The following is a 22,810-nucleotide window of genomic DNA, read 5'->3' on the forward strand; positions in this document are numbered from 1 at the left end:
GTAGACGTCCAGGAGGTGCTCCCGCCCACGGCATCGGCGGCCGAGGACTCTTGCGCCGACACTTGTCGACACACTCCGCCGGAGAAGGATATTCGTCACCGCGGGTTCGGGAACGACGCCTCTGGCGGAGGCTCGCACATACGCCCACCCTCGGAAACTATGAAACACAAACGCGTTACCGACGTCATGACTCGTGAGGTAGTGACCGTCTCGACCACGACGACATTTCGAGACGTGGTGCGCACGCTGCGCGACCACGGCATCAGCGGCGCACCGGTCCTCGACGCCGACGGACATGTGACCGGCATCGTGTCCGAAGCCGATCTACTGGGCAGGCAGGCCCGCACCGGCGGCGCGGCGCTCGGCTGGATCCGACATCTGCTGTCGCGCAGCGCCTTCGCCCGCTCCGGCGTCGCCCGCACGGCCGCCGACCTGATGAACACCCCGGTCGTCACGGTGTCCGCAACCGACCGGCTCACTTCCGCCGCCGCCACGCTCGCTCGCCATGACGTCAAACGAGCACCCGTACTCGACGCCCGCGGCGAGCTCGTGGGCATCGTCAGCCGCAAGGACATCCTTTCGGTCTATCTGCGCCCGGACGAGGAACTGGCTGCGGAGATCCGCATCGAGATACTCACTCGCGCTATGTGCATTCCGCACGACGCGGTGTCCGTCGAGGTTGCCGACGGCGTGGTCACGGTGGCCGGAGAGGTGGAACGCCAGAGCATGGTCGAGATCGTGTCCGTACTCATCGAGGGTGTCGATGGCGTTGTGGCCGTGCACAATCGGCTCACGGCCCGCACCGACGACACCCATCTCCCGCCACCGGTTCCGGACAACGTCGGGGTGTTCTACTCGTTCACCCATCCTCGGCCCGGGACGAATCCCGGCGGCGGGTGACCGCTCAGCCGATCCTCTCGTCGCTCTGCTGCCGCATCCATTCCGACAGCGGCGCGGCCCCGGGTTCGGGAGACCGCGCGTCGGCGAAGATCTCGACATGATCCACGCCGTCCACGGTGAGCGCCAAGGCGGACACGACACGCTGCTCCGCCGCATCGGCGAAGCCGCCACCGACCACGGCCCGGCCGTCGGTCACCCGCACCGTCCACTGGCGGCGACTTCCGGCGTAGATGTCCAGCAGGGCACGAATTCTCGTCTCGACCGCGGCGTCATTCCGCACGAGCGCGCGCAGCAGATCGCGCCGGGCGACTATGCCGACGAGAATCCCCGCTTCGACGACCGGCACCGACCGCAGCCGGTGGTTCAACATGAGGGTCGCGATGGCGGAGACCTCGGTATCGGGATGCACGACCTCGACGGGAACTGTCATCACCGCCTCGACGGCTGCCTCGCGCAATGCCGTTCCCGTCGACAGAGCGTCGGATTCCGACAGAATGCCGAGGACGCGATCGGTGTCGTCGACGACCGGTAGCGCGGCGAACCCACGTTCGGTCAGCAACGTGATCGCTTCCGACAGCGGCATTTCCGGACGCGCGGTCACAACCGGACGGCTGAAGATATCTCGTGCGTACATTGTTTCATCTCCGATCGAAGTAGGACGGCACAGCCGAATGCCCGCTCGAGGCAGCGTTCGGATACGGTGCATTCGCACAACGGAGCCGAATTACGCTGCGCCGCATACTCATCGTTGCGTATAGAACCGCCCCGCCACAGTGGCCGAAGTCCCTACCGCGCCCTCGGTTGCGACTCGACCGGGTGAACGACCATGACCGGACACTGAGCGTGCTGGACAAGCGAATTCGAGGTCGACCCGAGCAGCAGCCCGAGAAATCCACCCCGCCCGCGGCTGCCGACCACCATCAGTTGCGCCGATTGCGACCAATGCTGCAACGTCGCGACCACATCAGCCGGGTACAGCCGCCGAACAACCACCACCTCCGGGTACTTCTCCTGCCAACCGGCCAACCGCTCACCCACGATCTCACTCTCGAGCTCACGAAAGTCCGCCACCGGACCGAGCGGCCCGGATGTCCCGGCAAATCGCCCCAGGTCTCGCTCGCTCCACACATGCACGGCAATCAATTCCGAGCCCCGTTCGGACGCCTCCTCGAACGCCGCGGCCACTGCGGCCTCGCTCACCGGCCCGCCATCGATACCGACCACCACCGGCCCGCTACGACGCACCCACGATTCCCCACCCGCATCCGGCCTGACGACCACCACCGCGCCCCGCCCATGACTCGCCACGGACACCAGGGTCGAACCCAGATGCCCGACAAGCCCACTCGCGCTTCGATGACCGAGCACCAACCGATAAGCACGCGCGCTCTCACCGACCAACAATTCCGCCGGCCCCGACTCCGACACCTCGGTCGAAACCCGCGATCCAGGCGCCTGCTCGCCAACCCGCCGCGCGGCCCGCTCCACTACGGCCGCGCCGCGGGCACGCACCGTCTCCCGCAACATCGGCACCCGCGCATCATGCTCGCCGTACCGGGCGACCACTCCCGCCAGATCCAACCCATGCACGATCCGCAACTCCCGACCACGCCGCAGGGCAAGATCGGCAGCCCAATCCAATGCCGCGTCCGACGCAGGCCCGTCGACCCCGACCACCACGGGCGCCGACACCAGATGGTGGACATCGTTGTGCGATTGCATCATCTCAGCGTAGAGAGCTCGCACTTCAACTCGATGCGGCCGAAAGTCCTTCGATCCCGGGTGCTTTCGATGCCGCCCGCCGCCTTCAGTGTCCCTGGCGACGGAAACCCCATGGGCAGTCGCGGTGGGCCAGGATCCGGGTCAGCACGTCCGCTACGGTGGTGTGCTTCCGGGCCGAACAGTGCCTTCTCACGTCATCATGAGGACTTTCGTCCCTCGTCCGCCGCACCCGGTCGCGTTCAGACTCGGAACCGAAACCTGTACACCGCAGGGGGATCGAGAATCGTGATGCTACCCGGACAGAGCGCAGTCATCGATCGAACCGACCTGGACTTCCTCGTGGATGTCCTGCACGGCAACGGCTTTCGTGTCATCGGGCCACGGCTGCGGGATGCGGCGATAGTGCTCGAGGAGTTGGAGTCGGGATCGCAGCTGCCTCAGGGCTGGGGCGTGGAAACCGCTCCTGGGCGCTACCGCGTATATCGCCGCGCCGACCAAGCGGTGTTCGCACAGTCGGCCGGTCCAGGGTCGTGGAAACAGTTCCTGCACCCACCCCGGCGCAAGATCGCCGATATCGGACCCGACGCGGTCACGACACAGCTCACCGAAACCCCCGAACCGATGGCCTTTCTCGGCGTCCGCGGCTGCGACCTCGCCGCTATCGGAGTCCTCGGCCGAGTGCTCGGGGATGGACGGTATCCCGATCAGTCGTTCGCCGGGCGGCGGCAGGGTGTATTCGTCGTGGCCGTCAACTGCACCGAACCCGGTGGCGTGTGCTTCTGCGTCTCGATGGGCGCCGGGCCCAGCACCGGACCCGGATACGATCTCGCACTCACCGAACGCATCGACGCCGACGGTCATCGGTTCCTGGTCGATATCGGCACCGAGGACGGGGCGCACATCCTCGCCCAGGTGTCCGCACGAGTCGCCTCCGCGCACGAGATCGCCGACGCCCGCGCGGCAGTCGAGGCCGCGGCCGGTCGCATGGGCCGGGCCATGCCCGACGTCGATCTGCCCACGCTGCTGCGCGATTCCCGCGAATCCCCGCACTGGCGCGACGTCGCGAGCCGCTGCCTCACCTGCGCCAATTGCACCATGGTGTGCCCAACCTGCTTCTGCACCAGCACCGAGGACCTCGCCGATCTCACCAGCGACCACGCCGAACGCTGGCAGCGCTGGGCCTCCTGCTTCGAGCTGGACTTCTCCTATCTGCACGGCGGAGGCGTACGCCGATCCGGCGCGAGCCGATATCGTCAGTGGCTCACCCACAAGCTCGGCACCTGGCACGATCAATTCGGAGGCTCCGGATGCGTGGGGTGCGGCCGCTGCATCGCCTGGTGCCCCGCTGGCATCGACCTGACCGCCGAAGTGGCTCGGCTGGCCGAGGTCGAGTCGTGATCACCGCGAGCGACCTGTCGGAATTCGCGCGGCTGTCCGCGCTGCGGCCAGACGAATTGGAGGATCTCGCGCGAATCGCGCGTGTGGTGTCGTTCCCGGCCGAGTATCGGTTGATCACCGAAGGTGATGTGGCCGACCGGTGCTGGCTGATCCGCGACGGCCGGATCTTGCTGGACGCTCACGTTCCCGGACGGGGTGACCTCGTCGTGCAGACGCTCGGTTCCGGAGATCTGCTGGGCTGGTCGTGGTTGGTCCCGCCCTATCGCTGGAGCTTCGGCGCACGCACGGCCGAACCGGTGACGGCGATCGAATTCGATGCCGCCGCACTGTCCGCACTCGCCGAGGCGGATGCGGAATTCGGGCGCACACTGACCCTGCTGCTGTTCGAGGTAGTACTCGACCGCCTGCAATCCACCCGGGCCCGGCTGCTCGACCTCTACAGCAATCCGAACCAGGCGAGCGCCCGATGACCGCGACGGCGCCTGCCCACACATCCGACGACGTGATGCTCCCCTACCGTGTCACAACCCGCACACCACAGACAGCCGACACCGTAACCCTCACTCTCGCTCCGGTACACGATGCGGCACAGCCGTACCGAGCCGGCCAGTTCATGATGCTCTACCACTACGGCATCGGCGAGGTGGCGATCTCCATCAGCGGCGACCCGACCGAAACCGGCGGCAGACTCCACCACACGATCCGCGCGGTCGGGACGGTCAGCGCGGCATTGTGCGCCACCGAGATCGGCGGCGTGATCGGGGTCCGCGGCCCCTTCGGCACCGACTGGGACCTGGCATCGGCGCGCGGACGGGACCTGGTCGTGGTCGGAGGCGGCGTCGGCCTGGCTCCGTTGCGCCCGGTCGTCCTGACCGCGCTGCGTCACCGTGACGAGTTCGGCCGAGTGGTGGTGATCGCCGGTGCCCGCACTCCGGCCGACCGCCTGTACAGCGACGAGCAAACCGGCTGGATCGCAGGCGAAATCGAACTGCACAACACCGTCGACCGGCCCACGCGGGGCTGGACCGGCCAGGTCGGATTCGTCACCGAACCCCTGGCACGGCTGCGGCTGGATCCCGCCCGCACCACCGCGTACCTGTGCGGTCCGGAGCCGATGCTGCGCTTCTGTGCACAGACATTGCGGCGAAAAGGGTTCGCCGCAACCGATATCCGCGTCTCCCTGGAACGCAATATGCAGTGCGCGGTGGCGCGCTGCGGCCATTGCCAACTCGGCCCGTTGCTGCTGTGTCGCGACGGACCGATCGTGGACTACGCCACCGCCGAACCACTACTGGCAGTACGGGAGCTGTGATGACTACACCGACACTGGCGGTCTGGAAGTTCACCTCCTGTGACGGCTGCCAGCTCACCCTGCTCGACTGCGAGGACGAACTACTCGCCCTTACCGATCGCGTGCACATCGCGCATTTCCTCGAGGCATCCAGCGCCGTACAACCGGGCCCTTACGACGTCTCACTGGTCGAGGGGTCGATCACGACACCCGACGACCTGCTTCGCATCACCGAAATCCGGGACCGGTCCAGGACTCTGGTGGCCATCGGCGCCTGCGCCACCCACGGTGGTATCCAGGCGCTGCGCAACTTCGCCGATGTCACCGAGTTCACCCGGCTGGTCTACGCGAGTCCCGAGTACATCGCGACGCTGGCCACTTCTACCGCGATCTCGGCGCATGTACCGGTCGATGTCGAATTGCGCGGTTGCCCGATCGACCGCCGTCAGTTACTCGGCACGCTCGATGCCCTGCTCGCCGGTCGCACCCCGGACCTGCCCACCACCAGCGTCTGTACCGAATGTAAACGTCGTGGCACCACCTGTGTGACCGTGGCCCACGGTACCCCGTGCCTGGGACCGGTCACCCACGCCGGTTGCGGTGCGCTGTGCCCGGCCTACGAACGAGGCTGTTATGGCTGCTTCGGCCCGATGGAGCAGCCGAATGTCGGTGCACTGCTACCGATTCTGCGGATCAACGGCATGGCCACCGACGATATCGATCGAGTGTTCACCACATTCGCCGCCACCGCAGCGGAATTCGCGGAAAGGCCACGAGATGACCACTCGCAATAGGCAATTGCGGGTCGACTCCCTGGCTCGGGTGGAAGGCATGGGCGCATTGCGCATCATTGTCGACGACGGCAGAGTGGAGCATGCCGAGCTCGACATCTACGAGCCGCCGCGATTCTTCGAGGCCTTTCTGCGCGGCCGCGCCTACACCGAACCACCCGACCTCACCGCCCGCATCTGCGGCATCTGCCCGGTGGCCTACCAGACCAGCGCCTGCAACGCGCTCGAGCAGCTGTGCGGCGTCGAGCTCGATCCGCAGCTGCGCGCGCTGCGGCGGTTGCTGTACTGCGGGGAATGGATCTCCAGCCACGCCTTGCACATTCACCTGCTCCATCTGCCCGACTTCCTCGGTTACCCCGACGCCGTCACCCTGGCCGCCGACCATCGAGACCTCGTCGAGCAAGGGTTGGCGCTGAAGAAAGCGGGTAACAGTATCCTCGAGCTCCTCGGCGGCCGGGCGATCCACCCGATCAACGTACGCGTCGGCGGCTTCCATCGGACACCGGAACGCACCGAACTGGCGGTGTTGATCGAACAGCTCTGCCGCGCACAGGATTACATCGTGACGACCGCCGGATTCGCCGCCCGTCTCGACTTCCCCGATCTGGAGCTCGAGCACGATCTGCTTGCCGCCCATGGCGACCGCTATCCGATCGAAACCGGCGACGTGCACACCGCGGCCGGAGGCGGGTTCACGGCAGCCGAATTTCCCCGGCACGTCACCGAATGGCAGGTGCCCCACTCCACCGCACTACATGCGGCAGTCGACGGGCACCACTATCTGACCGGGCCATTGGCAAGGTACTCCCTCAACCACTCCACGCTCTCACCGGCGGCGCGACAACTGGCCGCCGAGATCGGTCTCGCCGATTCGTGCCGAAACCCGTTCCGCAGCATCCTGGTTCGCTGCGTCGAGACCTATTACGCGATCGAAGAGGCGCTCCGGCTGATCGCGGACTATCAGCGCCCCGCCCGGCCCGCGGTGCCGATCGCGCCCCGGGCGGGTACCGGCCACGGGGTAAGCGAGGCGCCGCGCGGGCTGCTCTATCACCGCTACGAGACCGACGCCGACGGCGTCATCCGCTCGGCCACCATCATCGCGCCCACCTCACAGAACCAGTCGGCCATCGAGGACGGTCTGCGTCGCATCGTCTCCGATAACCTGAAGCTCAACGACACCGCACTGACCGCGCTGTGTGAACGGATGATCCGCAATTACGATCCTTGCATTTCCTGTGCGGCGCATTTCCTCACGCTCGACGTGATGCGCCGGTGAAGATGCCGCGGGCGATGGTGATCGGCGCCGGCAACCCGTTCCGTCACGACGACGGCGTCGGGCCCGCGGTCGTCACGGAAATCGAAACCCTTCATCTCCCTGGAGTTCTCGTCGCCATCCACGATGGCGACCAGACCGGATTGCTGGATACGGCCGCCGCCATGGATCTGATCGTCGTGGTAGACGCCCTGCTATGCCGACCCGGCGTCCCCGGCCGCATTCGACGCCTGACCATCGAGACCCTGGCCGACACCCCCGCGGCAACCAGCTCACACGCTCTCGGACTCACAGACGCGGTCCGGCTCGGCAAGGCGCTGGGCCGACTTCCCGAAGAACTGATCGTCATTGCCGTGGAGGTGGCCTGTCTGGACCTCGGCGTCGGTATGTCCGAACCGGTATCGGCGGCTGTCCCCGCGGCGGTTGCGGCAGTCCTGGCCGAACTCTCCCGCGTCGGTGTCGAGACATCGGCCGCGTCTTCGCCGCCCGAGCAAGTGGACCACGCCGGCTACTATCCGCCCGCGGCCGCCAGCGTCGCGAGCGGATAGACGGTGAAGGGATCGGGGATCAGCAGTCGGGCGCCCGGTGTGAGCCGATCGACGAGCGGTGCAAGACTTCGCGGCTGCATACGGTGCAACGGCGGCCAGGCCTGCGCGGGTGGCGCGAGCATCGGGCGCAACGGGGCGCTGATGGGGCGGAACAGATTGTCCCAGTGCACGGGGATGACCACCCGCGCACCGACGGCGGGGAGCAATGCGGCGTGCCGTCTCGGATTCGTGGTCGCCGCGATGATCAACACATCCGCGGGGCGGGCACGGCCGGGCAGATGCAGGATTCGCACGCCGCCGACCTGAATGGCGAAGCCGAGGCAAGTATCCATACGGTAGTCGCGCAGCCGCAACGGCGGCCGCAGATCAGCCGGTAGCGGGCCATTGATCAGCGGATCGAGCGGAGTACGGCCGTGGTGCGCGGCGAGCACGTCGCAGTCGAATGCGCCGAGGGTGAACCGGTCGCCGGCGCGGATGAGGTTGATCCGTTCCGGTGGTACGCCACAGGCTTCCGCGAGCCGGCAGGTGTGGGGTGACCCGAACACGGCCGCACCGGTATACCGCGCGATGGCAGGGACATCGAGCAGGTGGTCCCAGTGCGCGTGGCTGACCAGGATGGCGTCGCAGCGAGGCAGCAGCGCCTCGAGAAAGGCCGGGTGCGGTTCGACGCGACCGAACAGCAAGCGCCGCAACGGCGGCCTGGTCAGAAACGGATCAATGAGCAGGACCTGCCCGGCGATGCGCAGTTCTACCCCGGCCACCCCGAGCCACCGAAATGTCAGCGGCTCATCGCGATCCGCGGATTCGGGCATCACGACCTCCACGGTGAACCGATCTGTCAACGGTAGACCATGGTGGCGGCGTTGGGCAGAGTCGGCGTCTACTCACAAGCGATTCCGTCGTTGTCTCGATCGAGACCCGGCCGATAGCCGGGCTCACCGCGATAAATCGGCGCGGCGTGCGCCGCTCGCGCCGCGGCGCAATTGGGATAGTAGACCTCCGGCGCGGGGGCCTGAGTAGTCACCGGCAACGGGGCCGGAGCGACAGGCTGTTGCGGCGCATAGGGTTCGGGGGCCGCCACCGTGGTGGGGGCGGGCGCCAGGGAGGTCGGAATCGGCACTCGGGGCGCTGACGTGGCCGATTGGGTATGAGCAGCCGAGGTGGTGGTCGGCGGTGTCACTCTCGGGGCCGGTGCGGTGTTGGTGGCGCATGCCGACCCGAACGAAACCGCGGCGATGAGAGTGGCGGCGAATGCGAAATGTCGCGTTGATATTGTCATGATGGGCCTTGCTTCTCGGGGGCGCGCGATTCGTCGGTTGCCCCGCAGGGCCCGCTCCCCCGACAAGAGCGGTCGCGTCGTGGAGAAAATCATCCGCTGACGCGAGAAAGCTCCCCAGAGCCGTTGGTCACCATCACTTCTCACCTTCGACCAGGGCAGTTTGCGGCTCGTCCCACAGTGAACTACTGCGCCGGATCGCACCTCTCGGTTGAGCCGGTTACCGGTTTCAGTGCAGACGGCCCGGCGCACGGGGCACCGTCAGGACTTCACCGTGCATCACCGCGTCCCACCACGAGTTGAGCGGACTCGGATCGGGCCACACGATCCGGCTGGGGGCATCGTCGAAATCACGGTGTGCCGGCACGTTGTCGATCATGGCTGTTCTCCTGGGCGAGTTTCGAAACGGACGGACCATCCAAAGGGGCAGGTACCGGACCGATCACCACCTTTGCTCCTGGACCGCGCCGTGAGGGAGAGCAGCTCGACTCGTTCAGCCGGGACCTTCGTCCCCGATACCCGACGGGTGACGCCGGAATGGACTTTGGCCACCGCCGAGATGGGACCTCCGCTCCTGACCGCGGCAGTTCGCCCGGAGTGTGCTGTGATCATGACACTGTTGGCGACTTCCGAGACCGTGAGCGGCCATCCCGCGCCGTTCACCTGGATCACCGCGCTAGCGATGATCTCGTTCTGCGCGATTCTGTGGGCCATTGTCCGCTACATGCAACTGCACCCGCGTGCCTCGCTGTGGGTATGGGGGCTGTCGATACTGACCTTCCCGCTGTGGATCTGGGGACCGGGCCGCGATATAGGACTGGTCAATTGGTTCTCCTGGGCCAAGATTCTCTCGGTGCTCATACCGCTCACGATTGTCGGCGCCATGCGCGTATCGGTAGCCGAACAGCGCGAGGGCAGAATGTGGCGGTTGCTACGCCATCCCAGGTTCCTCTGGTTCCCCTACGCGATCCTGTTCCTCAATATCGCCGAGGCGACACTGCGCGACGCGCAACTGGGCAACTACTGGAATGCCGCCGTCGGGCTCGGGCTGTGCCTGACCATCCCCTACAGCCCACGCTTCTGGCAGATCACCGCCGGACCCGATGCCGAACTGATCGCCTTCACCACCGTCGCCTGGAACTTCATCTACACCTCGTGGAACCTGTGCTTCACCTTCGGCGGCTACCCACCCCAGGAGGAGCATTTCGCGGGCAGCATCTGCATTCTGGCGGTCGCCGAGATCTACCCCCTGGTGATGCGCCGCCCCGAGCTGTACATCACCGCCCGCATCTATACCCTGCCCGTCCTGATGCTGACGATAGGCATCTACAACATCTTCCCCACCGTCATGCCCTCGCACGGCTGGTTCGATGAGCGAGCCTGGATCGTCTGGGGCGCAGTCAATTTCGCGCTGCTCGTCCCGATGCTGTTCTGGCACACCTGGCAACTGCACACCGGCAAGGCCTTCATCACCTTCCGCCGCGGCGATGCCCGCCGAGCGTTCATCGACCAGCACGGCCGAGCCCTCGGCGTACTCGTCGCACTGGCCCGCGCCCTCGATGCGAGCGCCACCGTGACCGATCGTCGCGACGCCGACAATCCACGCCCGGCCTCCACGCGCGACGACGTCGCGAAAGGACCAAAGACCCCGCCACAGGTGGCTTCGGCATCGGTTGCCGGGCGAGCAGGGCACGCATAGTTTTCCCATGCGTACCAACCAGCACCCAGTCGTGACCACGCATCGCATCGCGGATTGGCTGTGGTGTGGTCTGCATCTGGCGCGCTGGCTGCCCACGTGGAAGCGGTACGACCCCGACTACCGGCCGCGTGATGCCGCACCGGTTTTCGTTTCCGCGCGCACCGCGGCGGCGATGATTCCCGACGGCGCGGTCGTGGCCGGAGCGGGGCTGGGCGCGCACGGACGCGCCTCGACCTTGTATTTCGCGATCCGCGACCGCTATCGCGCCCGCCGACACCCAGCCGGTCTCACCTGGATCCACTGCGGCGGCGCGGGCGGGCGCGGCCGATTGCCCGGCACCCTCGACGATCTCGCCGAACCGGGACTGCTCGACACCGTCATCACCGCTCACACTCAGACCGTGCCGGCGCTGCGTCACCTCGGCGCGGCGGGGGATCTGCGCCTACATCTGCTGCCCCAAGGAGTGTTGTCGCTCCTGATCGAGGCTCAGGCGCAGGGGGTTTCGACGCAGCGCACCTCGGTCGGCGTCGGGACCTTCATGGACACTCGCGTGGGCCCCGGTTCCGCGCTGTGTCCCGGCTCCGGCCGCAGCTTGGCCGAACCGGACGGCGATGCCCTGCGCTATCGGCTGCCCCTGATCGATGTCGGCCTGTTCTTCGCCCCGTGGGCCGACCGCGAGGGCAATGTGTATTTCGAGGGCGCGGCATGCCTCACCGAGATGCACGACATCGCAATGGCCGCACGCGCCAACGGCGGCAAGGTCGTCGTCATGGTGGCGGGCATTCTGTCCGACTCCGAAAGACCTTGTGCTCCGGCACTTCCCGCCAGCGCGATCGACGCGATCGTAGTGTCGCGCCGCGGCGAACAGACCGCGTCGGTGCCTCAGCTGCGCCAATGGAATTGCTTCCTGCCCGGGACGGATCCCGGCACGAGACGCATGCTCGACCGCATCGATATCCTCGACCGCATCCTGGGCACCGCCCCCGCGCGCGGTCGCGCGGACCATGCCGTCGCCCGGCTGGCCGCGACGCTGCTCCTCGCGCACATCCGCCGCGGCGAGATCGTCAATATCGGCACCGGCCTCCCCGAGGTCGTCGCCCGCGTCCTCGCCGACAGCGACGCCGCGGACGAATTCTGTTTTTCGCTGGAATCCGGCGTCCTGGGCGGCATTCCAGCGCCGGGCGGCATGTTCGGCGCGGCGCTGTCCCCGCGGTCGTTGCACAGCTCGTCGTGGATGTTCCACCGCTACCGCACCGATCTCGCCGTGGCGTGCCTGGGCATGCTCGAATTCGATCGCGACGGCAACGTCAACGTCTCGCGCACCGAACCAGGCGTCGCGAACTCGATCGGCCCCGGCGGATTCATCGATATCACCGACGGAGCCCGGACGATCATCTTCGTCGGCTCCTGGCGCCACGGGGGCTCCTGTGAGGTGAACGGCGGCCGGATCCGTATCAAACCCGTCGGTAGCCCGAAACTCGTCGCACGCGTTCGAGAGATAACATTCAACGGCCGCATCGCACGACGGCGCGGCAAGACCGTTTACTACGTCACCACCGTCGGCGCGTTCCGACTCGACGAGCACGGCCTCACACTCACCCACATCATGCCCGGCATCGACATCGCTCGCGACATCTTGACCGTCGATCCAACCATTGCCGTGCCCGTCGGCGGCCCCATCCGGATCGGCTCGGAGATCACCACCGGGCAGGGGTTCCGCTTGCCCGACCACCTACCTCCTCCTGAAATAGGCAGGGCGACTTCCGGACCCGCTGAGCAGGTCGAAAGCGGACCGTCACCTGTCATCGCCGGATCGCCCGAGCCACGACCATGAACGCTCGCGGGCCGATGGTGGTCGGACCCCGACGCCGCCCCGGCGGTGGCTTTCGGGCAGCCGGATTACGGTGCGAGTGGATCGACACCGCTCGGCTCCCCGGGACCGATAGTCGGGTGGGCGGACCGACCGGCACGCGGCCGGTACGCGGGGAAACAGTCCACGCAGCCGTTCTGTCCCGCGAGTCCGATGGCTTCTCCTCTGGAACGGGCGATGGCGCTCATAGTCGACGAGTCGACGCGTGCCGTCGACTCCGTTCCTCGAGGAGATCAACTGATGCGTCACGATCGAATTCCCGCCCGAGTCGTTCTGTTGCGGCTGGTGTGGGGGCTACCGGCGAGTGCGGCGCTGACTCTGTTCGGCGCGGCGGTGGCCACGGCCGATCCGCATGACGGTGGCGGACACGCGGGCGGGGCGGGTGCATCCGATCATCAGGCGCATGGAGGTAAGCCCGCTCATCTCGGCACGGACGCCGTGCCGCCGAGTGGTCCGGCCGCCAAACCGGCGTCGCCGAAGCCCGGTTCGAGCGAGGGCGGGTTCGGCTCACCACCCGCAGCGAACGGCTCGGGAGTCGCCGTGCCCGCCACTGCGGCCATCGAGATCCCTGCGGCCATAGCAGCGTCGAAATCATCTGCGCCACAGCATGTCACGCCATCGCGCGGAGAGGATCGAGCGAATTCGCGAACCATCGTGGAGCAGTCCACGGCTGTGGGTTCGGCCCGAACACCGGCCGACAGCGTCGAATTCGGCACACCCGCCGCGACATCAACCGAAACCGTCGCCGCTTCGGCGTCCTCCGCGCAGCCCGATCCAGTCCCGGCGACCGTGGCCGCGCCGAACCCCTCGACCCCGCCTGTCGCGTCGATCGTTCCGGCCCAACAGCTTCCGACTCCGTCACCGATCCTCCGCACCGGACTCGCGGTGATGACCCAGCTGATGACAGCGGGCGTCTCGATGCCGTCACCCACCCTCGCTGCCCCCGCGGCTCAGGTGAGCACGAGCGACACCACCTCCCCCATCAACATTCGCGGCTATGTGTTCCCCGCCGACGCCCAGCCGGGCGAGGGCTGGGTCGATCCCGATTCGCCGCCGCTCCAGGACGGTTACGGTCCCGGGTTCACTCCGACGGCGACCGGACTGCGGTACACGAACACCACCGACCACACCGAGGTGGTGTCCTATCAGGACCCAGCCTCCGGCGAAACGACGAGCGTCGCAGTGCAACCCGGGGAATCGGTGGATGTGCCACCGCTCGGTCCCGCAACGCCGAGCATCTATGTTTTCCGCACCCGCGATCCCAACGGCCCGGAGGCCGACGATCCCCCGACGGTCGACGAGGAGCTCGTAGGCACCGGGCCGAATCACGATGTCCCGATGCACCGGGAGAATTTCCAGCTCGTCGACCAGCCCGCGGGCAGCGGATCCGGTTCGGGGACAGGCGCATCCGGCACCCCGAATCCGATCATCGGCCCGGTCGGCGCGCCGTTCACCCCGGCACCACCGCCGGACCTGTCCGGTGCGGCCGATCAGGCCGGGCAGTTCGTCGCTATCGCCGACCTCGCCGCCACGCTGTCCGGACATACGAGCACCGCCGCCGTTCTGGGGACGATCGGCAATTTCCTCGACGACGCCCAGCTCGGCATCGCCGTCTCCCGCGGTGATACCGGTGGCGAAATCCGGTACGGCTCAGCGGTTGTCGGCGACGCCCTCAAAGCCGACGGCGGGCAGATCGGCTACCTTCTCGGCGTCGCGGTCACCACCACCGGCTACGCCATCAGCCAGCTCACCGGCACCGACTTCTCCCCCGGCAGCGTCAGCGCGGTGGGCGACTACGCGTTCCACAACCCCGCCCAGGTCGCGCAGTCCATCACCGACGCCGTCACCAAGGTGCGAGACGACCTGTGGAGCGTCTTCCTCCCCTGACCCGTGCGACCAAGCGCCTTCACGTCATACCCGTAAGCGTCGGCGTCGGGGCCGTGGAGTCGCGGGTCGCGGCCCGCGGCGGCATAGGAGGCGAGGACCGCAGATCGCGTGGTCCAGCAGGTTCACGGTGGTCTCGTGACCGGCGGTGATGATCAGCATGAGGGTGTCGATCAGCTCCTTCTCGGTCAGGCGTGCGCCTTCCTCGTCGTAGGTGGCGGTCAGCGCGGTGGTGACGTCGTCGCCGGGTACGGCTCGGCGGTAGGTGACGAGTTCGCCTACGAGACGTGACATTTCGAGGTAGTCGGCCGGTGCGTCCCGGCCGGTGTCGGAGGTGTCGAAGAATCTGTCGACGCAGGCATGCAGGTCGGATGCCAAATGCTCAGGAACGCCGATCAATTCGCTGATCACCCGGATCGGGACCGGACAGGCGAACCGCGCCCGTAGATCCACCACAGAGCCGGCCGCAAAGGTGGACAACCCATCCAGGACGTCGTGGGTGATCGCTTCGATGACCATGCGGGCACGCCGCCGGGCAACGGGACCCGGGCGATCGGACCGTTCCGGCGGATTCGGGCCGCTTCGGCCTGAATGTCGGCGCCGGTGATGTCCAGCGCGATCGGTTCGTGGTGCGTCAACGCGGGCCCACAGAGGCAAAAGACTTGGCGGGCAACGCACCTCGGGGTCCGATCGCGTCGGCGATGCCTAGGCAGGTGTGGCCGTGGAAGAGTCCGAGTTCGTAGGCCACGCTGCCCTCTCCCCGAGCGCGGACGAGCACGCCGATCTCGTAGTCGCCGGGATAGGTGACCTCGCCGAGGTAGTCGATGCGATACCACGAGGCCGACAGGTCCGGCACGAGCCCGTCCGCACCGAGGGCCGCCGCCGTGAACTCCGCGACGGCCTCGTCGTACCAGGTGAGCAGGGCGAGATAGTTGACGTGCTGGTTGGAGTCGACGTCGGAGATGCGGGCGCGCAGGCGCACGAAGAACGGGTAGTAGCCCCGTTGCGCGCGTTCGGCTCCCGCGCGGGGCGCGGCAGCCTCGCCGATCTCCGGCAGCGCCAGATCGGCGAGATCGGCGATCAGCTCGTCCGGTAGCGCCAGCGGTCCGTCGGGCCCGAGATGCAGCACCGTCGCCCCGCCGCCGCCCACCCGCTCATCACCGGCGAACACGGCCTGCTCATAGGTGAACGACGATCGCCCGATGCGCCGAATACCGGTGTGCACCTGGATATCGGCGTCGGTACGGTGAACGCGGGCCGATCGTTCGACCCATTGGCTGACGAAAATGATCCGGTGGGAACCGAACTCACCGTGCGCGCCGAGCTGCTCGAAGCGGGGCATGCGCACATGGATTCGGGCATCCTCCAGCCAGCGAGCGATCCCGATCGTGCTGACTGCGTCAGCGCGGCCGAGATCGCCCTGCCGCACTCGGATATCGCAGTGGCGCGGAAATACCGATGTGCTGAGCGAATTCATAAAACGCAGCGTAGGAAACCGCTGCGATGCGGGATTGGACAAGCGCGCCAAACGAATGGAACATTCGATACCGCAGCCCAGAATGTGACCGTCTCCCCTGAACACTCGCGTCGCTAGACTCGATTCCGGCCGCTGAGCACACGGGCGGATCCGGAAAACGAACGCGGAGTAGATCGGTCGACGATGAACAGCACGGCAGCGGAGGTCCTCGACGCCCGCGGTGGGTTCTCGCTGGATTCCACCGACCCCGGAGCGGGATCGCGCGGTTTCGACGTGTTCCGGCACGGGTGGCAGACGCAGGTCGGCGATGGGTTCCCGCTACCGACCTTCAGCGCCGTCACGATCGGTGATTTCCGGGTCAGAAGCCGCGTGGCGAAGGTGATCGACGCGGCGATCACCGACCTCGACAGTGCGAGCGACATTCGCACGGGTGGCACTCCGCTCGGCTATGACGATCAGGTGCGCATCTATGTGGTGCGGCGTGGCACCTGGATGCTGAGCGGCTCGCCCCATCGCGCCGAATACACCGTCACCGCAGGGCAGTTCCTGCTGCGGCACGGACCGCCATTGCATTTCGGAGCGGCGCCGGACACCACGGTGCAAATTCTCACGCTGCCCTCCGCGATGCTCGAGCCGCGGCTGCGAAACCGCAGCATCACCGAATCGGCGACCTCGGCCGAAATGCGTCTGCTCGCGGCGCATACGAACATGATTCACACCACCGTGGCCGACCTCGGCCCGGTCGGCGTGTACGCGGCGCACGGCGCACTCATCGAGCTGGCAAAGGCGGTGGTGGCCGGTCGGTTCGACGATGGCGAGCCCGGACTCGGGCCCGCGCTCGTCCAGGCGGCGAAGGTACTGGCGGACCGCCACCTCGCCGACCCCGACCTGGGCCCGGCGATGCTGTCCCGTGAGCTTCATGTCTCCGCGCGAACTCTGCAACGAGCGTTCACCGCGGCGGGTGAGTCGGTGACGACCTATATCCGCAACCGCCGCTTGGAACACGCTCGGCAGGACCTGATCACCTCGCGCCGACGGCCGACGGTCTCCGAAATCGCCGCGCACTGGCAGTTCTCCGACAGCAGTCACTTCATTCGCGCCTTCAAGAAACGCTACGGCCAGACGCCCGTGGAGTTCGCCCGCTCGAACGATCCCGGTCGGGTTCGTGGCGCGGACAGTGTGCCGAGGCTCCCTCGCGGACACAGCCAGCCGAAAACCTCATCGACATCACAAGACGAAGAAGATCCCGCCACGGCGTGAGCCCGCCGAGTTGAAGGAAGCAGCAGTTCACAGACGAATCAGGCCACCGACGCAGTTGAGCGGTCACGCCTCCTGCGAAGTTCGATGCCTGCCATCACACGGAAGCGCCGGGCATGTCTGGACCGATCGGATGAAGCGCCATGCCGGTCAGAGGCGAGACGTGGACGTGGCCGAACCGTCCACCGAACTTTCCTTCCCCATTGCTGTACCGCGCACATTGCGCCGACTCAGTGTCGACCCAGCAGTCTTCGACCCTTCGCAGCGAATGTTCCTGCGCCGCAAGTTAAACGAAATTCTCAGCCACCGCGGCAGCCCACCGGCGAAGCGGCTCGATCATGAAGTCGGCGAGCGCCGGATCCTCCGGCCCTCGACGCACCATCTCCCTCGGCCATCGAGCTGAAACAGGCGCCGCCCATATCGAATAATCTTGCCCAGGGCTTCCCTCACGCCAGCCACGCTCTCCGCTTGGATAACATACCTGCCGAAGGTGCAGACCGCGGCCGGTCCAGCCCACCTTGCGTGTTCGGCATGCGAGTTGACTCACATTGTCGAGCAACGCAATCCGATCCCCCTGGTTAACTGGATCCAATCCCTTTGCAGCCGAGCGATACGCGCGTGCACCGCGGCGACACCGCTCCGCGTTGGCGCGGTATGCCACAATTCTTCTGGAATTGCGCTACCGCCGGAATGTCGCCGGGACCGTCAGACGGTCTTGATCGTGCCGCCGTCGAGAACGTAGTCGGCGCCGGTGATGTTCGCCGCCCGGTCGGAGGCGAGGAATACGGCCAACGCGGAGACCTCGGTGGCCTCACTGAATCGGCCGGTCAGCGTGCCCATGTTCTGCGGCACCACCTCATCGACGACCTTCTCCGGCGTGGTACCCGCGGCACCGGCCACGATGTGCGCGAACCCGCCCGGATCGGTCCAGAACGGGGTCCGCACCGGGCCCGGAGAGATCGCGTTGACCCGGATCTTGTGCGGTGCGAGTTCGATGGCGAGCGACTTGTTCAGGTTCGACAGCGCGGCCTTGGCGGCGCTGTAGTGCGCGATGGCCGGATCGGGCAGCTTCGCGTTGATGGAACTGATGTTGACGATCGCGCCGCCGCCGCGTGAGATCAGTGATGGAATGGCGGCTCTGGAGGCGCGCACAGCGCTGAAGAACGTGATGTCGAAGATCCGCTGCCACGCGTCGTCGTCGATCTGCGCGAACGTGGGCCCCGGTTCACTGGCGCCGACATTGTTGATCAGAACGTCAATTCCGCCGTAGGTCTCGATCGCGGATGACACGAGCTCTCCCGGCCCTTCGGCCGTCGCCAGGTCCACTGGCACGACGGTGACGCCCTGGTTGTCGCGCAGCTGCGCGAGGGCGTCGGACACGGTCCGCGACCCAACCACGACCCGGGCCCCCTCGGCCGCGAGGTCCTTCGCGATGGCCAGGCCGATTCCCTTACTCCCCCCTGTTATCAGGGCTACCTTGTCCTTCAAGTTGAGGTCCATGGGGTCATTCTGCAGCGGTACGCCGCCCGACTCTGGCGCAAATTGGACGGCACGTTTGCGCGTCGCATAGGTGGTCGAGCCGTCTCGAATGTTGATTGCGTAACCTCCCAGAGTGAGGAAAGAGTTTCGGGTGGCCGCCTACGCGGTGTGCGTGCGAGACACAGTCGGCGCCACCGAAATCCTGCTGGCCCGGTGGGTAGCGCCGACGGTACCAAGCAATGGACGCTGCCCGGTGGCGGAATGCACCACGGCGAGGACCCGATCGCCACAACTGTCCGTGAGGTAGCCGAGGAGACCGGGTACCTGGTCGACCTCACCCGCCTGCTCGGTATCGACTCGATCAACCGCGTATTCCCACGCACCGAAGGTGAATTCGCCGACTTCCACGGACTCCGAATCGTGTACGAGGGCCGGATCACCGCTGGCGAACTTCGCAACGAGACCAATGGCTCGACCGACCTCGCCGCCTGGCATCCGCTCAACGACATCGCCCGCCTCGACCGAGTCGAACTGGTCGACATCGGAATCGCGCTGTGGCGGAGCAGACCCGCCCTCGGCCGCACAGACGGTTGACCACCTTCGGCCGGACTCACATCCTCAGCGGATTCCCTCGATCCCTTCGCGGTGTAGGTGCTCGGTCGAAATGTCGCTAGCGGATGCGAAGCCGAAATGATCCAGCCGCCTGCCGATTTCGGTAGTCGAGAGCCCTCTCCGAGGTCTATTCCAACATCGACCACGGGCGAGAGGGCCGGGGGCGTAGTCATCGAGACTGTCGTTCTCGGCCGCCGACGCCGTGATCGAGGGGTGACGGATCGCCGTCGCCATGTGCTGGAACTCCTCGCCTGAGGGTGGATGTTGCTAGCGTAGCTGTTCGTTCAGGCGGTCCTGAGTCGCACGGAATTTGAAGAGATCACGTTACGGCTAGGAGGCCGCAGACTCCCAACACATCACACAACGCCCGTTCATGTTGCCGGATCTCACGTGAATGATCTCGTGGCGCCAGACTTTGATCCGCTCATGGTAATCCGAAGGCCAGCAGGACATTGCCGGGCAGGCCCTGCGTGATCGGGTGCAGATACCCCGAATTGGTGTACAGCATCCCGTTCGCGATTACCGCGCCGTTGCCGTTCAGTGAACCACCCGTGCCGGGGATCAGGTTGGCGCCGAGGTAGGGCCGTAGAGTGTTGAAATCCCAGACGATGGCACCGGTATCGGCCGAGAAGGCCCGGATGTGGCCGTCCACGCTGCCCTCCCAGACCAGGCCTGGCGTCGCCGATACCGCGTTCGGCATCGCCCGGCACTGTTGATCGACCAGCTGGACGCCGCCGGCGGGCGGGCACGTCGTCGCCGGATTCGGCGTACTCCAGATCTGATGACCGTCCCTCGGGTCCAGGGCGAAGAGCTTGCCCGGATTGGCTTGATAGGTAGCGACATACAGGCGATTGGCGTCATACGCCGCACCCCACTGGATGCCCGCCAGGGACTCGGCCCCTTGTGCGCCCGGTATCGGCGACTGCGGCACCGACAGCTGGGACTGCCAGACGAGTTGGCCGGTCTGTCCGTCGAGTAGGTGGTAGATGCCGGTCTTCTGACCCGCTCCGACCAACAGTCGGCCATCGATGGTGAAGACGTTGGGCTGGGTACCGAAGTCGAAGTCACGTCCGGGAACCGGGCAGTTTCCGCCGGCCGGCGGTGTCAGACAGCGCACGTTCCAGGTGTCGTTGGGCGTGAGCTGGTTGACCCACTTCTGCGCACCGGTGTCCATGTTCAGCGCGACGATCGCCTCGGCTCCCACATCCGTACCGGTGTACGGGTTGCCCGTGGTGTAGAACAGCGTGCGCGAATTGCGGTCGATCGTCGGCGAGGACCAGACCGCCCCGCCGCTGGGTGCGTAGGCCGGCGTGCCGCCGGTCGGCTGCGGTGCCGCGATGGTGAAGTGCTGCCACTTCAGCGCGCCGGTCACCGCGTCCACCGCCGCGACACTGCCGCGGAAGGTGCAACAAGCGTAGAGCGGATTGGCGCCCTGGCCCTCCTCTTGACTGGAGGTGCCGATGTATACGGTGCCGTCTACTACCAGCGGCGAGCTGGTGATGATCGACCATGGATGCGTATCCAGCTGGCGGACCCATTTCTGCGCCCCGGTCTGCGCGTCCACCGCCCACAGGTTCGCCGAGTTGTCGCCGAAGAACACCGTGCCGCCCGCGACCGCCGGTCCGTCCCGCAGCCCGTAGGTCGGAACATGCCCGAGCGTGGTGTGCGCGTCGAACGCCCATTTCTGGGCACCGGACTTGGCGTCCAGCGCATACATCTTCCCGTCGCGACCACCCACGTAAACAGTGCCGCCGACCACGGCCGGCTGGCTGGACGCGGCCACGGCCGCCGGAAAGGCGAACGCCCACTTCAACTGCAAATTGCCCACATTGGCGGGCTTGATGACGTTCTCGTTCGGGTTGTACCGCGAACCGGCGGCATCGTACTGCCACATCGACCAGTCACCGGACGGCGCGGCCTGGACGGTGCCGGGCAGGAGCAGGGCCAGGAAAATCACGCCGAGCCCGACAGGGATTCGGATCAGACTGCGGATTTTCGTGTTCATCACACGCTCGCTCTCTCGGCATCGAAGATCTGTCCCTCTGCGAATCAAATCGGACCGAATGTGATCTGCATTACATTCGCAATTCTGACCGGCCCGAGTCGTATTCCTATGAGCAGGGCGTCACCGAAACGATCGGGGTCGCACCGAGGTTGATGGTGACCGATGTGGCGCAGGCCAGACTCCAGGACCCGAGCAACGCCGTGGAAGTGGTCAATGCGAGGTTGGGGCCGGTGATGGTGACCGCGACATCCGGTGTGGTGACCACACGAAGGGTCGACCCGGTGCCCGTCACCGTCGCCGCCCCCACGCCGAGCACATCGACCGTCGTGGTGCATGTGGCATTGCCGATCGAGGCGGTGAAGGGAGCCAACATCTCGCTCAGCACGGAACCTGTGCATGTGCCTTGAATCGTGTTGCCCTTCTCGGTGAACCTGCCACTGAAGCCCTGGGTGTTCACCGCGTTGACAGCACCGACGGCACTGTCGACAGTGACCGGGCTGTCACCGTCGAAGGTGGCGCCCGCCGAGCCGATCCCACTGATCTGGCCGCTGCACGAATGCGGGAACAGCGTGTAAACGCTGCCACTTTGCGAAATTACCCGGGTCGAATCGCATCTCAGGGTGGTTGTCACGCCGGCGCCTCGCGCCGTGCAGGTTATGCCGCTGTCCCCCGAAGCGTCGACGTCGGTCACGCACTGAGCAGTCGACGCGTCAGCGGTAGCGGGGGCACCGGCCACGGACACGACGACCGCGACGGCAACCGAGGTCAGCAGTGTCTCCGCGAATTCGGCGATGCGCTTGATGCTCATGGCCACTCTCCTCATTATGTGATGCAGATCACTTACCATGTCGTCAACGGAACAACTGCCGTTACGTTGGGGCACCAGCTGCCTTGCCATGCGGAAACAACCAACAAGCCCAGGAATGCGAGCCATTGTTACCGAGAAAGTGACACATCAACCTGCGAGCAAGCTCTCGTAATGCGGTCGGCGTATCACAGTGCGCATGCTGCTCGACCACAGCAGCGGGTTGCCCACCGACATCGACGATCCCGCCGCGCTGGCGGCCTTCACCCTGGCCGACGTGCCCCCACACCGGGCCGCACAGTGTCACCACCTGTTCCAAGCCCAACCCGTACCGTCTTCACCTCCACCATATTCGGGCTGGCCGAACCGAAATCCCACGCCGCCGACCAAGCCTTGATCGACGCCGCCGTCTGCGCCACGCTCGGCAAACCCGCCACCTCGACAGCCAACCCGCCACCGACCCACTGATCACCGAAATACTCGGCGGGCTTCGAATCCCTTGCACTGCAACACATTCCATCCC

At 66.4% G+C, this 22,810-nt stretch carries 22 protein-coding genes; 12 read left to right on the forward strand and 10 right to left on the reverse strand.

The genetic code is table 11. The features are described 5' to 3' along the window. Window positions 1-159 precede the first annotated feature (159 nt). Window positions 160-900, forward strand: a complete 741-nt coding sequence (locus NP4_RS06310) for a CBS domain-containing protein (RefSeq protein WP_067993219.1) — start codon at window positions 160-162, stop codon at window positions 898-900. Between the two features lie 4 nt (window positions 901-904). Here NP4_RS06310 and NP4_RS06315 read toward each other — a convergent pair whose 3' ends face one another. After that, on the reverse strand, window positions 905-1,534 hold the full coding sequence (locus tag NP4_RS06315; protein ID WP_067993222.1) for a CBS domain-containing protein: 630 nt from the start codon (window positions 1,532-1,534) through the stop codon (window positions 905-907). Between the two features lie 152 nt (window positions 1,535-1,686). After that, window positions 1,687-2,622, reverse strand: a complete 936-nt coding sequence (locus tag NP4_RS06320; RefSeq protein WP_245997231.1) for a universal stress protein — start codon at window positions 2,620-2,622, stop codon at window positions 1,687-1,689. Between the two features lie 288 nt (window positions 2,623-2,910). Here NP4_RS06320 and NP4_RS06325 point away from each other — a divergent pair, with 288 nt between their 5' ends. From NP4_RS06325 to NP4_RS06350, 6 genes are read left to right on the forward strand one after another with little or no spacing between them, the layout of a single operon-like run. Continuing rightward, window positions 2,911-4,020, forward strand: a complete 1,110-nt coding sequence (locus NP4_RS06325; protein WP_067993225.1) for a 4Fe-4S dicluster domain-containing protein — start codon at window positions 2,911-2,913, stop codon at window positions 4,018-4,020. After that, the gene (locus NP4_RS06330; protein ID WP_245997244.1) at window positions 4,017-4,490 is read left to right on the forward strand and encodes a cyclic nucleotide-binding domain-containing protein; all 474 of its coding nucleotides are present in this window, start codon (window positions 4,017-4,019) and stop codon (window positions 4,488-4,490) included. The genes NP4_RS06325 and NP4_RS06330 overlap by 4 nt, the downstream gene beginning before the upstream one ends. Further along, complete coding sequence (locus tag NP4_RS06335) at window positions 4,487-5,332, forward strand: FAD/NAD(P)-binding protein (protein WP_067993228.1); 846 nt, start codon at window positions 4,487-4,489, stop codon at window positions 5,330-5,332. Before NP4_RS06330 ends, NP4_RS06335 begins: the two co-directional genes overlap by 4 nt. Beyond that, the gene (locus NP4_RS06340; RefSeq protein ID WP_067993231.1) at window positions 5,332-6,105 is read left to right on the forward strand and encodes an NADH-quinone oxidoreductase subunit B family protein; all 774 of its coding nucleotides are present in this window, start codon (window positions 5,332-5,334) and stop codon (window positions 6,103-6,105) included. Before NP4_RS06335 ends, NP4_RS06340 begins: the two co-directional genes overlap by 1 nt. Beyond that, window positions 6,089-7,378, forward strand: a complete 1,290-nt coding sequence (locus tag NP4_RS06345; protein WP_067993234.1) for a Ni/Fe hydrogenase subunit alpha — start codon at window positions 6,089-6,091, stop codon at window positions 7,376-7,378. Before NP4_RS06340 ends, NP4_RS06345 begins: the two co-directional genes overlap by 17 nt. A 14-nt stretch (window positions 7,379-7,392) precedes the next feature. Further along, window positions 7,393-7,923: a hydrogenase maturation protease gene (locus NP4_RS06350; RefSeq protein ID WP_169813668.1), complete on the forward strand. Its 531-nt coding sequence runs from the start codon at window positions 7,393-7,395 to the stop codon at window positions 7,921-7,923. Here the strand turns inward: NP4_RS06350 and NP4_RS06355 are convergent. The 3 genes from NP4_RS06355 to NP4_RS40715 form a co-directional block, all read right to left on the reverse strand. Further along, the gene (locus NP4_RS06355; protein ID WP_147287867.1) at window positions 7,887-8,765 is read right to left on the reverse strand and encodes an MBL fold metallo-hydrolase; all 879 of its coding nucleotides are present in this window, start codon (window positions 8,763-8,765) and stop codon (window positions 7,887-7,889) included. The two genes, NP4_RS06350 and NP4_RS06355, sit on opposite strands and share 37 nt — an antisense overlap. Window positions 8,766-8,803: 38 nt before the next feature. Continuing rightward, window positions 8,804-9,295: an excalibur calcium-binding domain-containing protein gene (locus tag NP4_RS39700; protein WP_082875596.1), complete on the reverse strand. Its 492-nt coding sequence runs from the start codon at window positions 9,293-9,295 to the stop codon at window positions 8,804-8,806. 133 nt (window positions 9,296-9,428) lie between these two features. Beyond that, window positions 9,429-9,578, reverse strand: a complete 150-nt coding sequence (locus NP4_RS40715; RefSeq protein WP_156524890.1) for a hypothetical protein — start codon at window positions 9,576-9,578, stop codon at window positions 9,429-9,431. Window positions 9,579-9,809: 231 nt separating this feature from the next. Between NP4_RS40715 and NP4_RS06365 the strand changes: the two genes are divergently transcribed. The 3 genes from NP4_RS06365 (at window position 9,810) to NP4_RS06375 (ending at window position 14,655) form a co-directional block, all read left to right on the forward strand. Beyond that, on the forward strand, window positions 9,810-10,898 hold the full coding sequence (locus tag NP4_RS06365) for a hypothetical protein (protein ID WP_174556099.1): 1,089 nt from the start codon (window positions 9,810-9,812) through the stop codon (window positions 10,896-10,898). A 7-nt stretch (window positions 10,899-10,905) separates the two neighbouring features. After that, window positions 10,906-12,732 carry a CoA-transferase gene (locus tag NP4_RS06370; protein ID WP_067993255.1) on the forward strand — a complete coding sequence of 609 codons (1,827 nt, stop codon included), beginning with the start codon at window positions 10,906-10,908 and terminating at the stop codon, window positions 12,730-12,732. Window positions 12,733-13,008: 276 nt separating this feature from the next. Beyond that, window positions 13,009-14,655, forward strand: a complete 1,647-nt coding sequence (locus NP4_RS06375; RefSeq protein ID WP_067993258.1) for a hypothetical protein — start codon at window positions 13,009-13,011, stop codon at window positions 14,653-14,655. Between the two features lie 24 nt (window positions 14,656-14,679). Here the strand turns inward: NP4_RS06375 and NP4_RS06380 are convergent, their stop codons facing one another. Both NP4_RS06380 and NP4_RS06385 read right to left on the reverse strand, forming a co-directional pair. Next, complete coding sequence (locus tag NP4_RS06380; RefSeq protein WP_067993261.1) at window positions 14,680-15,171, reverse strand: cytochrome P450 family protein; 492 nt, start codon at window positions 15,169-15,171, stop codon at window positions 14,680-14,682. A 115-nt stretch (window positions 15,172-15,286) separates the two neighbouring features. After that, complete coding sequence (locus tag NP4_RS06385) at window positions 15,287-16,129, reverse strand: hypothetical protein (protein ID WP_067993264.1); 843 nt, start codon at window positions 16,127-16,129, stop codon at window positions 15,287-15,289. A gap of 183 nt (window positions 16,130-16,312) precedes the next feature. Here NP4_RS06385 and NP4_RS06390 point away from each other — a divergent pair, with 183 nt between their 5' ends. After that, window positions 16,313-17,389: a helix-turn-helix domain-containing protein gene (locus tag NP4_RS06390; RefSeq protein ID WP_082875597.1), complete on the forward strand. Its 1,077-nt coding sequence runs from the start codon at window positions 16,313-16,315 to the stop codon at window positions 17,387-17,389. Window positions 17,390-18,091: 702 nt separating this feature from the next. Here NP4_RS06390 and NP4_RS06395 read toward each other — a convergent pair. Beyond that, window positions 18,092-18,886, reverse strand: a complete 795-nt coding sequence (locus NP4_RS06395) for an SDR family NAD(P)-dependent oxidoreductase (protein WP_067993267.1) — start codon at window positions 18,884-18,886, stop codon at window positions 18,092-18,094. Between the two features lie 192 nt (window positions 18,887-19,078). Between NP4_RS06395 and NP4_RS06400 the strand changes: the two genes are divergently transcribed. Further along, window positions 19,079-19,459 (forward strand): NUDIX hydrolase, encoded by a 381-nt coding sequence (locus tag NP4_RS06400; protein ID WP_211335802.1) that lies wholly within the window; start codon window positions 19,079-19,081, stop codon window positions 19,457-19,459. A 442-nt stretch (window positions 19,460-19,901) separates the two neighbouring features. Here NP4_RS06400 and NP4_RS06405 read toward each other — a convergent pair whose 3' ends face one another. Next, window positions 19,902-21,482 carry an outer membrane protein assembly factor BamB family protein gene (locus NP4_RS06405; RefSeq protein ID WP_067993271.1) on the reverse strand — a complete coding sequence of 527 codons (1,581 nt, stop codon included), beginning with the start codon at window positions 21,480-21,482 and terminating at the stop codon, window positions 19,902-19,904. 106 nt (window positions 21,483-21,588) lie between these two features. Beyond that, window positions 21,589-22,290: a hypothetical protein gene (locus NP4_RS06410; RefSeq protein WP_147287868.1), complete on the reverse strand. Its 702-nt coding sequence runs from the start codon at window positions 22,288-22,290 to the stop codon at window positions 21,589-21,591. Window positions 22,291-22,810 lie beyond the last annotated feature (520 nt).

This window comes from Nocardia pseudobrasiliensis NBRC 108224, assembly GCF_001613105.1.
GTDB classification, from domain to species: domain Bacteria; phylum Actinomycetota; class Actinomycetes; order Mycobacteriales; family Mycobacteriaceae; genus Nocardia; species Nocardia pseudobrasiliensis.

Coding starts and splice junctions, on each gene's coding strand:
- NP4_RS06325 (WP_067993225.1), top strand. CDS start 2,911: ATGCTACCCGGACAGAGCGCAGTCATCGATCGAACCGACCTGGACTTC.
- NP4_RS06385 (WP_067993264.1), bottom strand. CDS start 16,129: ATGAATTCGCTCAGCACATCGGTATTTCCGCGCCACTGCGATATCCGA.
- NP4_RS06310 (WP_067993219.1), top strand. CDS start 160: ATGAAACACAAACGCGTTACCGACGTCATGACTCGTGAGGTAGTGACC.
- NP4_RS06390 (WP_082875597.1), top strand. CDS start 16,313: ATGAACAGCACGGCAGCGGAGGTCCTCGACGCCCGCGGTGGGTTCTCG.
- NP4_RS06340 (WP_067993231.1), top strand. CDS start 5,332: ATGACTACACCGACACTGGCGGTCTGGAAGTTCACCTCCTGTGACGGC.
- NP4_RS06405 (WP_067993271.1), bottom strand. CDS start 21,482: ATGAACACGAAAATCCGCAGTCTGATCCGAATCCCTGTCGGGCTCGGC.
- NP4_RS06350 (WP_169813668.1), top strand. CDS start 7,393: ATGGTGATCGGCGCCGGCAACCCGTTCCGTCACGACGACGGCGTCGGG.
- NP4_RS06335 (WP_067993228.1), top strand. CDS start 4,487: ATGACCGCGACGGCGCCTGCCCACACATCCGACGACGTGATGCTCCCC.
- NP4_RS06410 (WP_147287868.1), bottom strand. CDS start 22,290: ATGAGCATCAAGCGCATCGCCGAATTCGCGGAGACACTGCTGACCTCG.
- NP4_RS39700 (WP_082875596.1), bottom strand. CDS start 9,295: ATGATTTTCTCCACGACGCGACCGCTCTTGTCGGGGGAGCGGGCCCTG.
- NP4_RS06315 (WP_067993222.1), bottom strand. CDS start 1,534: ATGTACGCACGAGATATCTTCAGCCGTCCGGTTGTGACCGCGCGTCCG.
- NP4_RS06370 (WP_067993255.1), top strand. CDS start 10,906: ATGCGTACCAACCAGCACCCAGTCGTGACCACGCATCGCATCGCGGAT.
- NP4_RS06395 (WP_067993267.1), bottom strand. CDS start 18,886: ATGGACCTCAACTTGAAGGACAAGGTAGCCCTGATAACAGGGGGGAGT.
- NP4_RS06380 (WP_067993261.1), bottom strand. CDS start 15,171: ATGGTCATCGAAGCGATCACCCACGACGTCCTGGATGGGTTGTCCACC.
- NP4_RS40715 (WP_156524890.1), bottom strand. CDS start 9,578: ATGATCGACAACGTGCCGGCACACCGTGATTTCGACGATGCCCCCAGC.
- NP4_RS06365 (WP_174556099.1), top strand. CDS start 9,810: ATGACACTGTTGGCGACTTCCGAGACCGTGAGCGGCCATCCCGCGCCG.
- NP4_RS06345 (WP_067993234.1), top strand. CDS start 6,089: ATGACCACTCGCAATAGGCAATTGCGGGTCGACTCCCTGGCTCGGGTG.
- NP4_RS06320 (WP_245997231.1), bottom strand. CDS start 2,622: ATGCAATCGCACAACGATGTCCACCATCTGGTGTCGGCGCCCGTGGTG.
- NP4_RS06375 (WP_067993258.1), top strand. CDS start 13,009: ATGCGTCACGATCGAATTCCCGCCCGAGTCGTTCTGTTGCGGCTGGTG.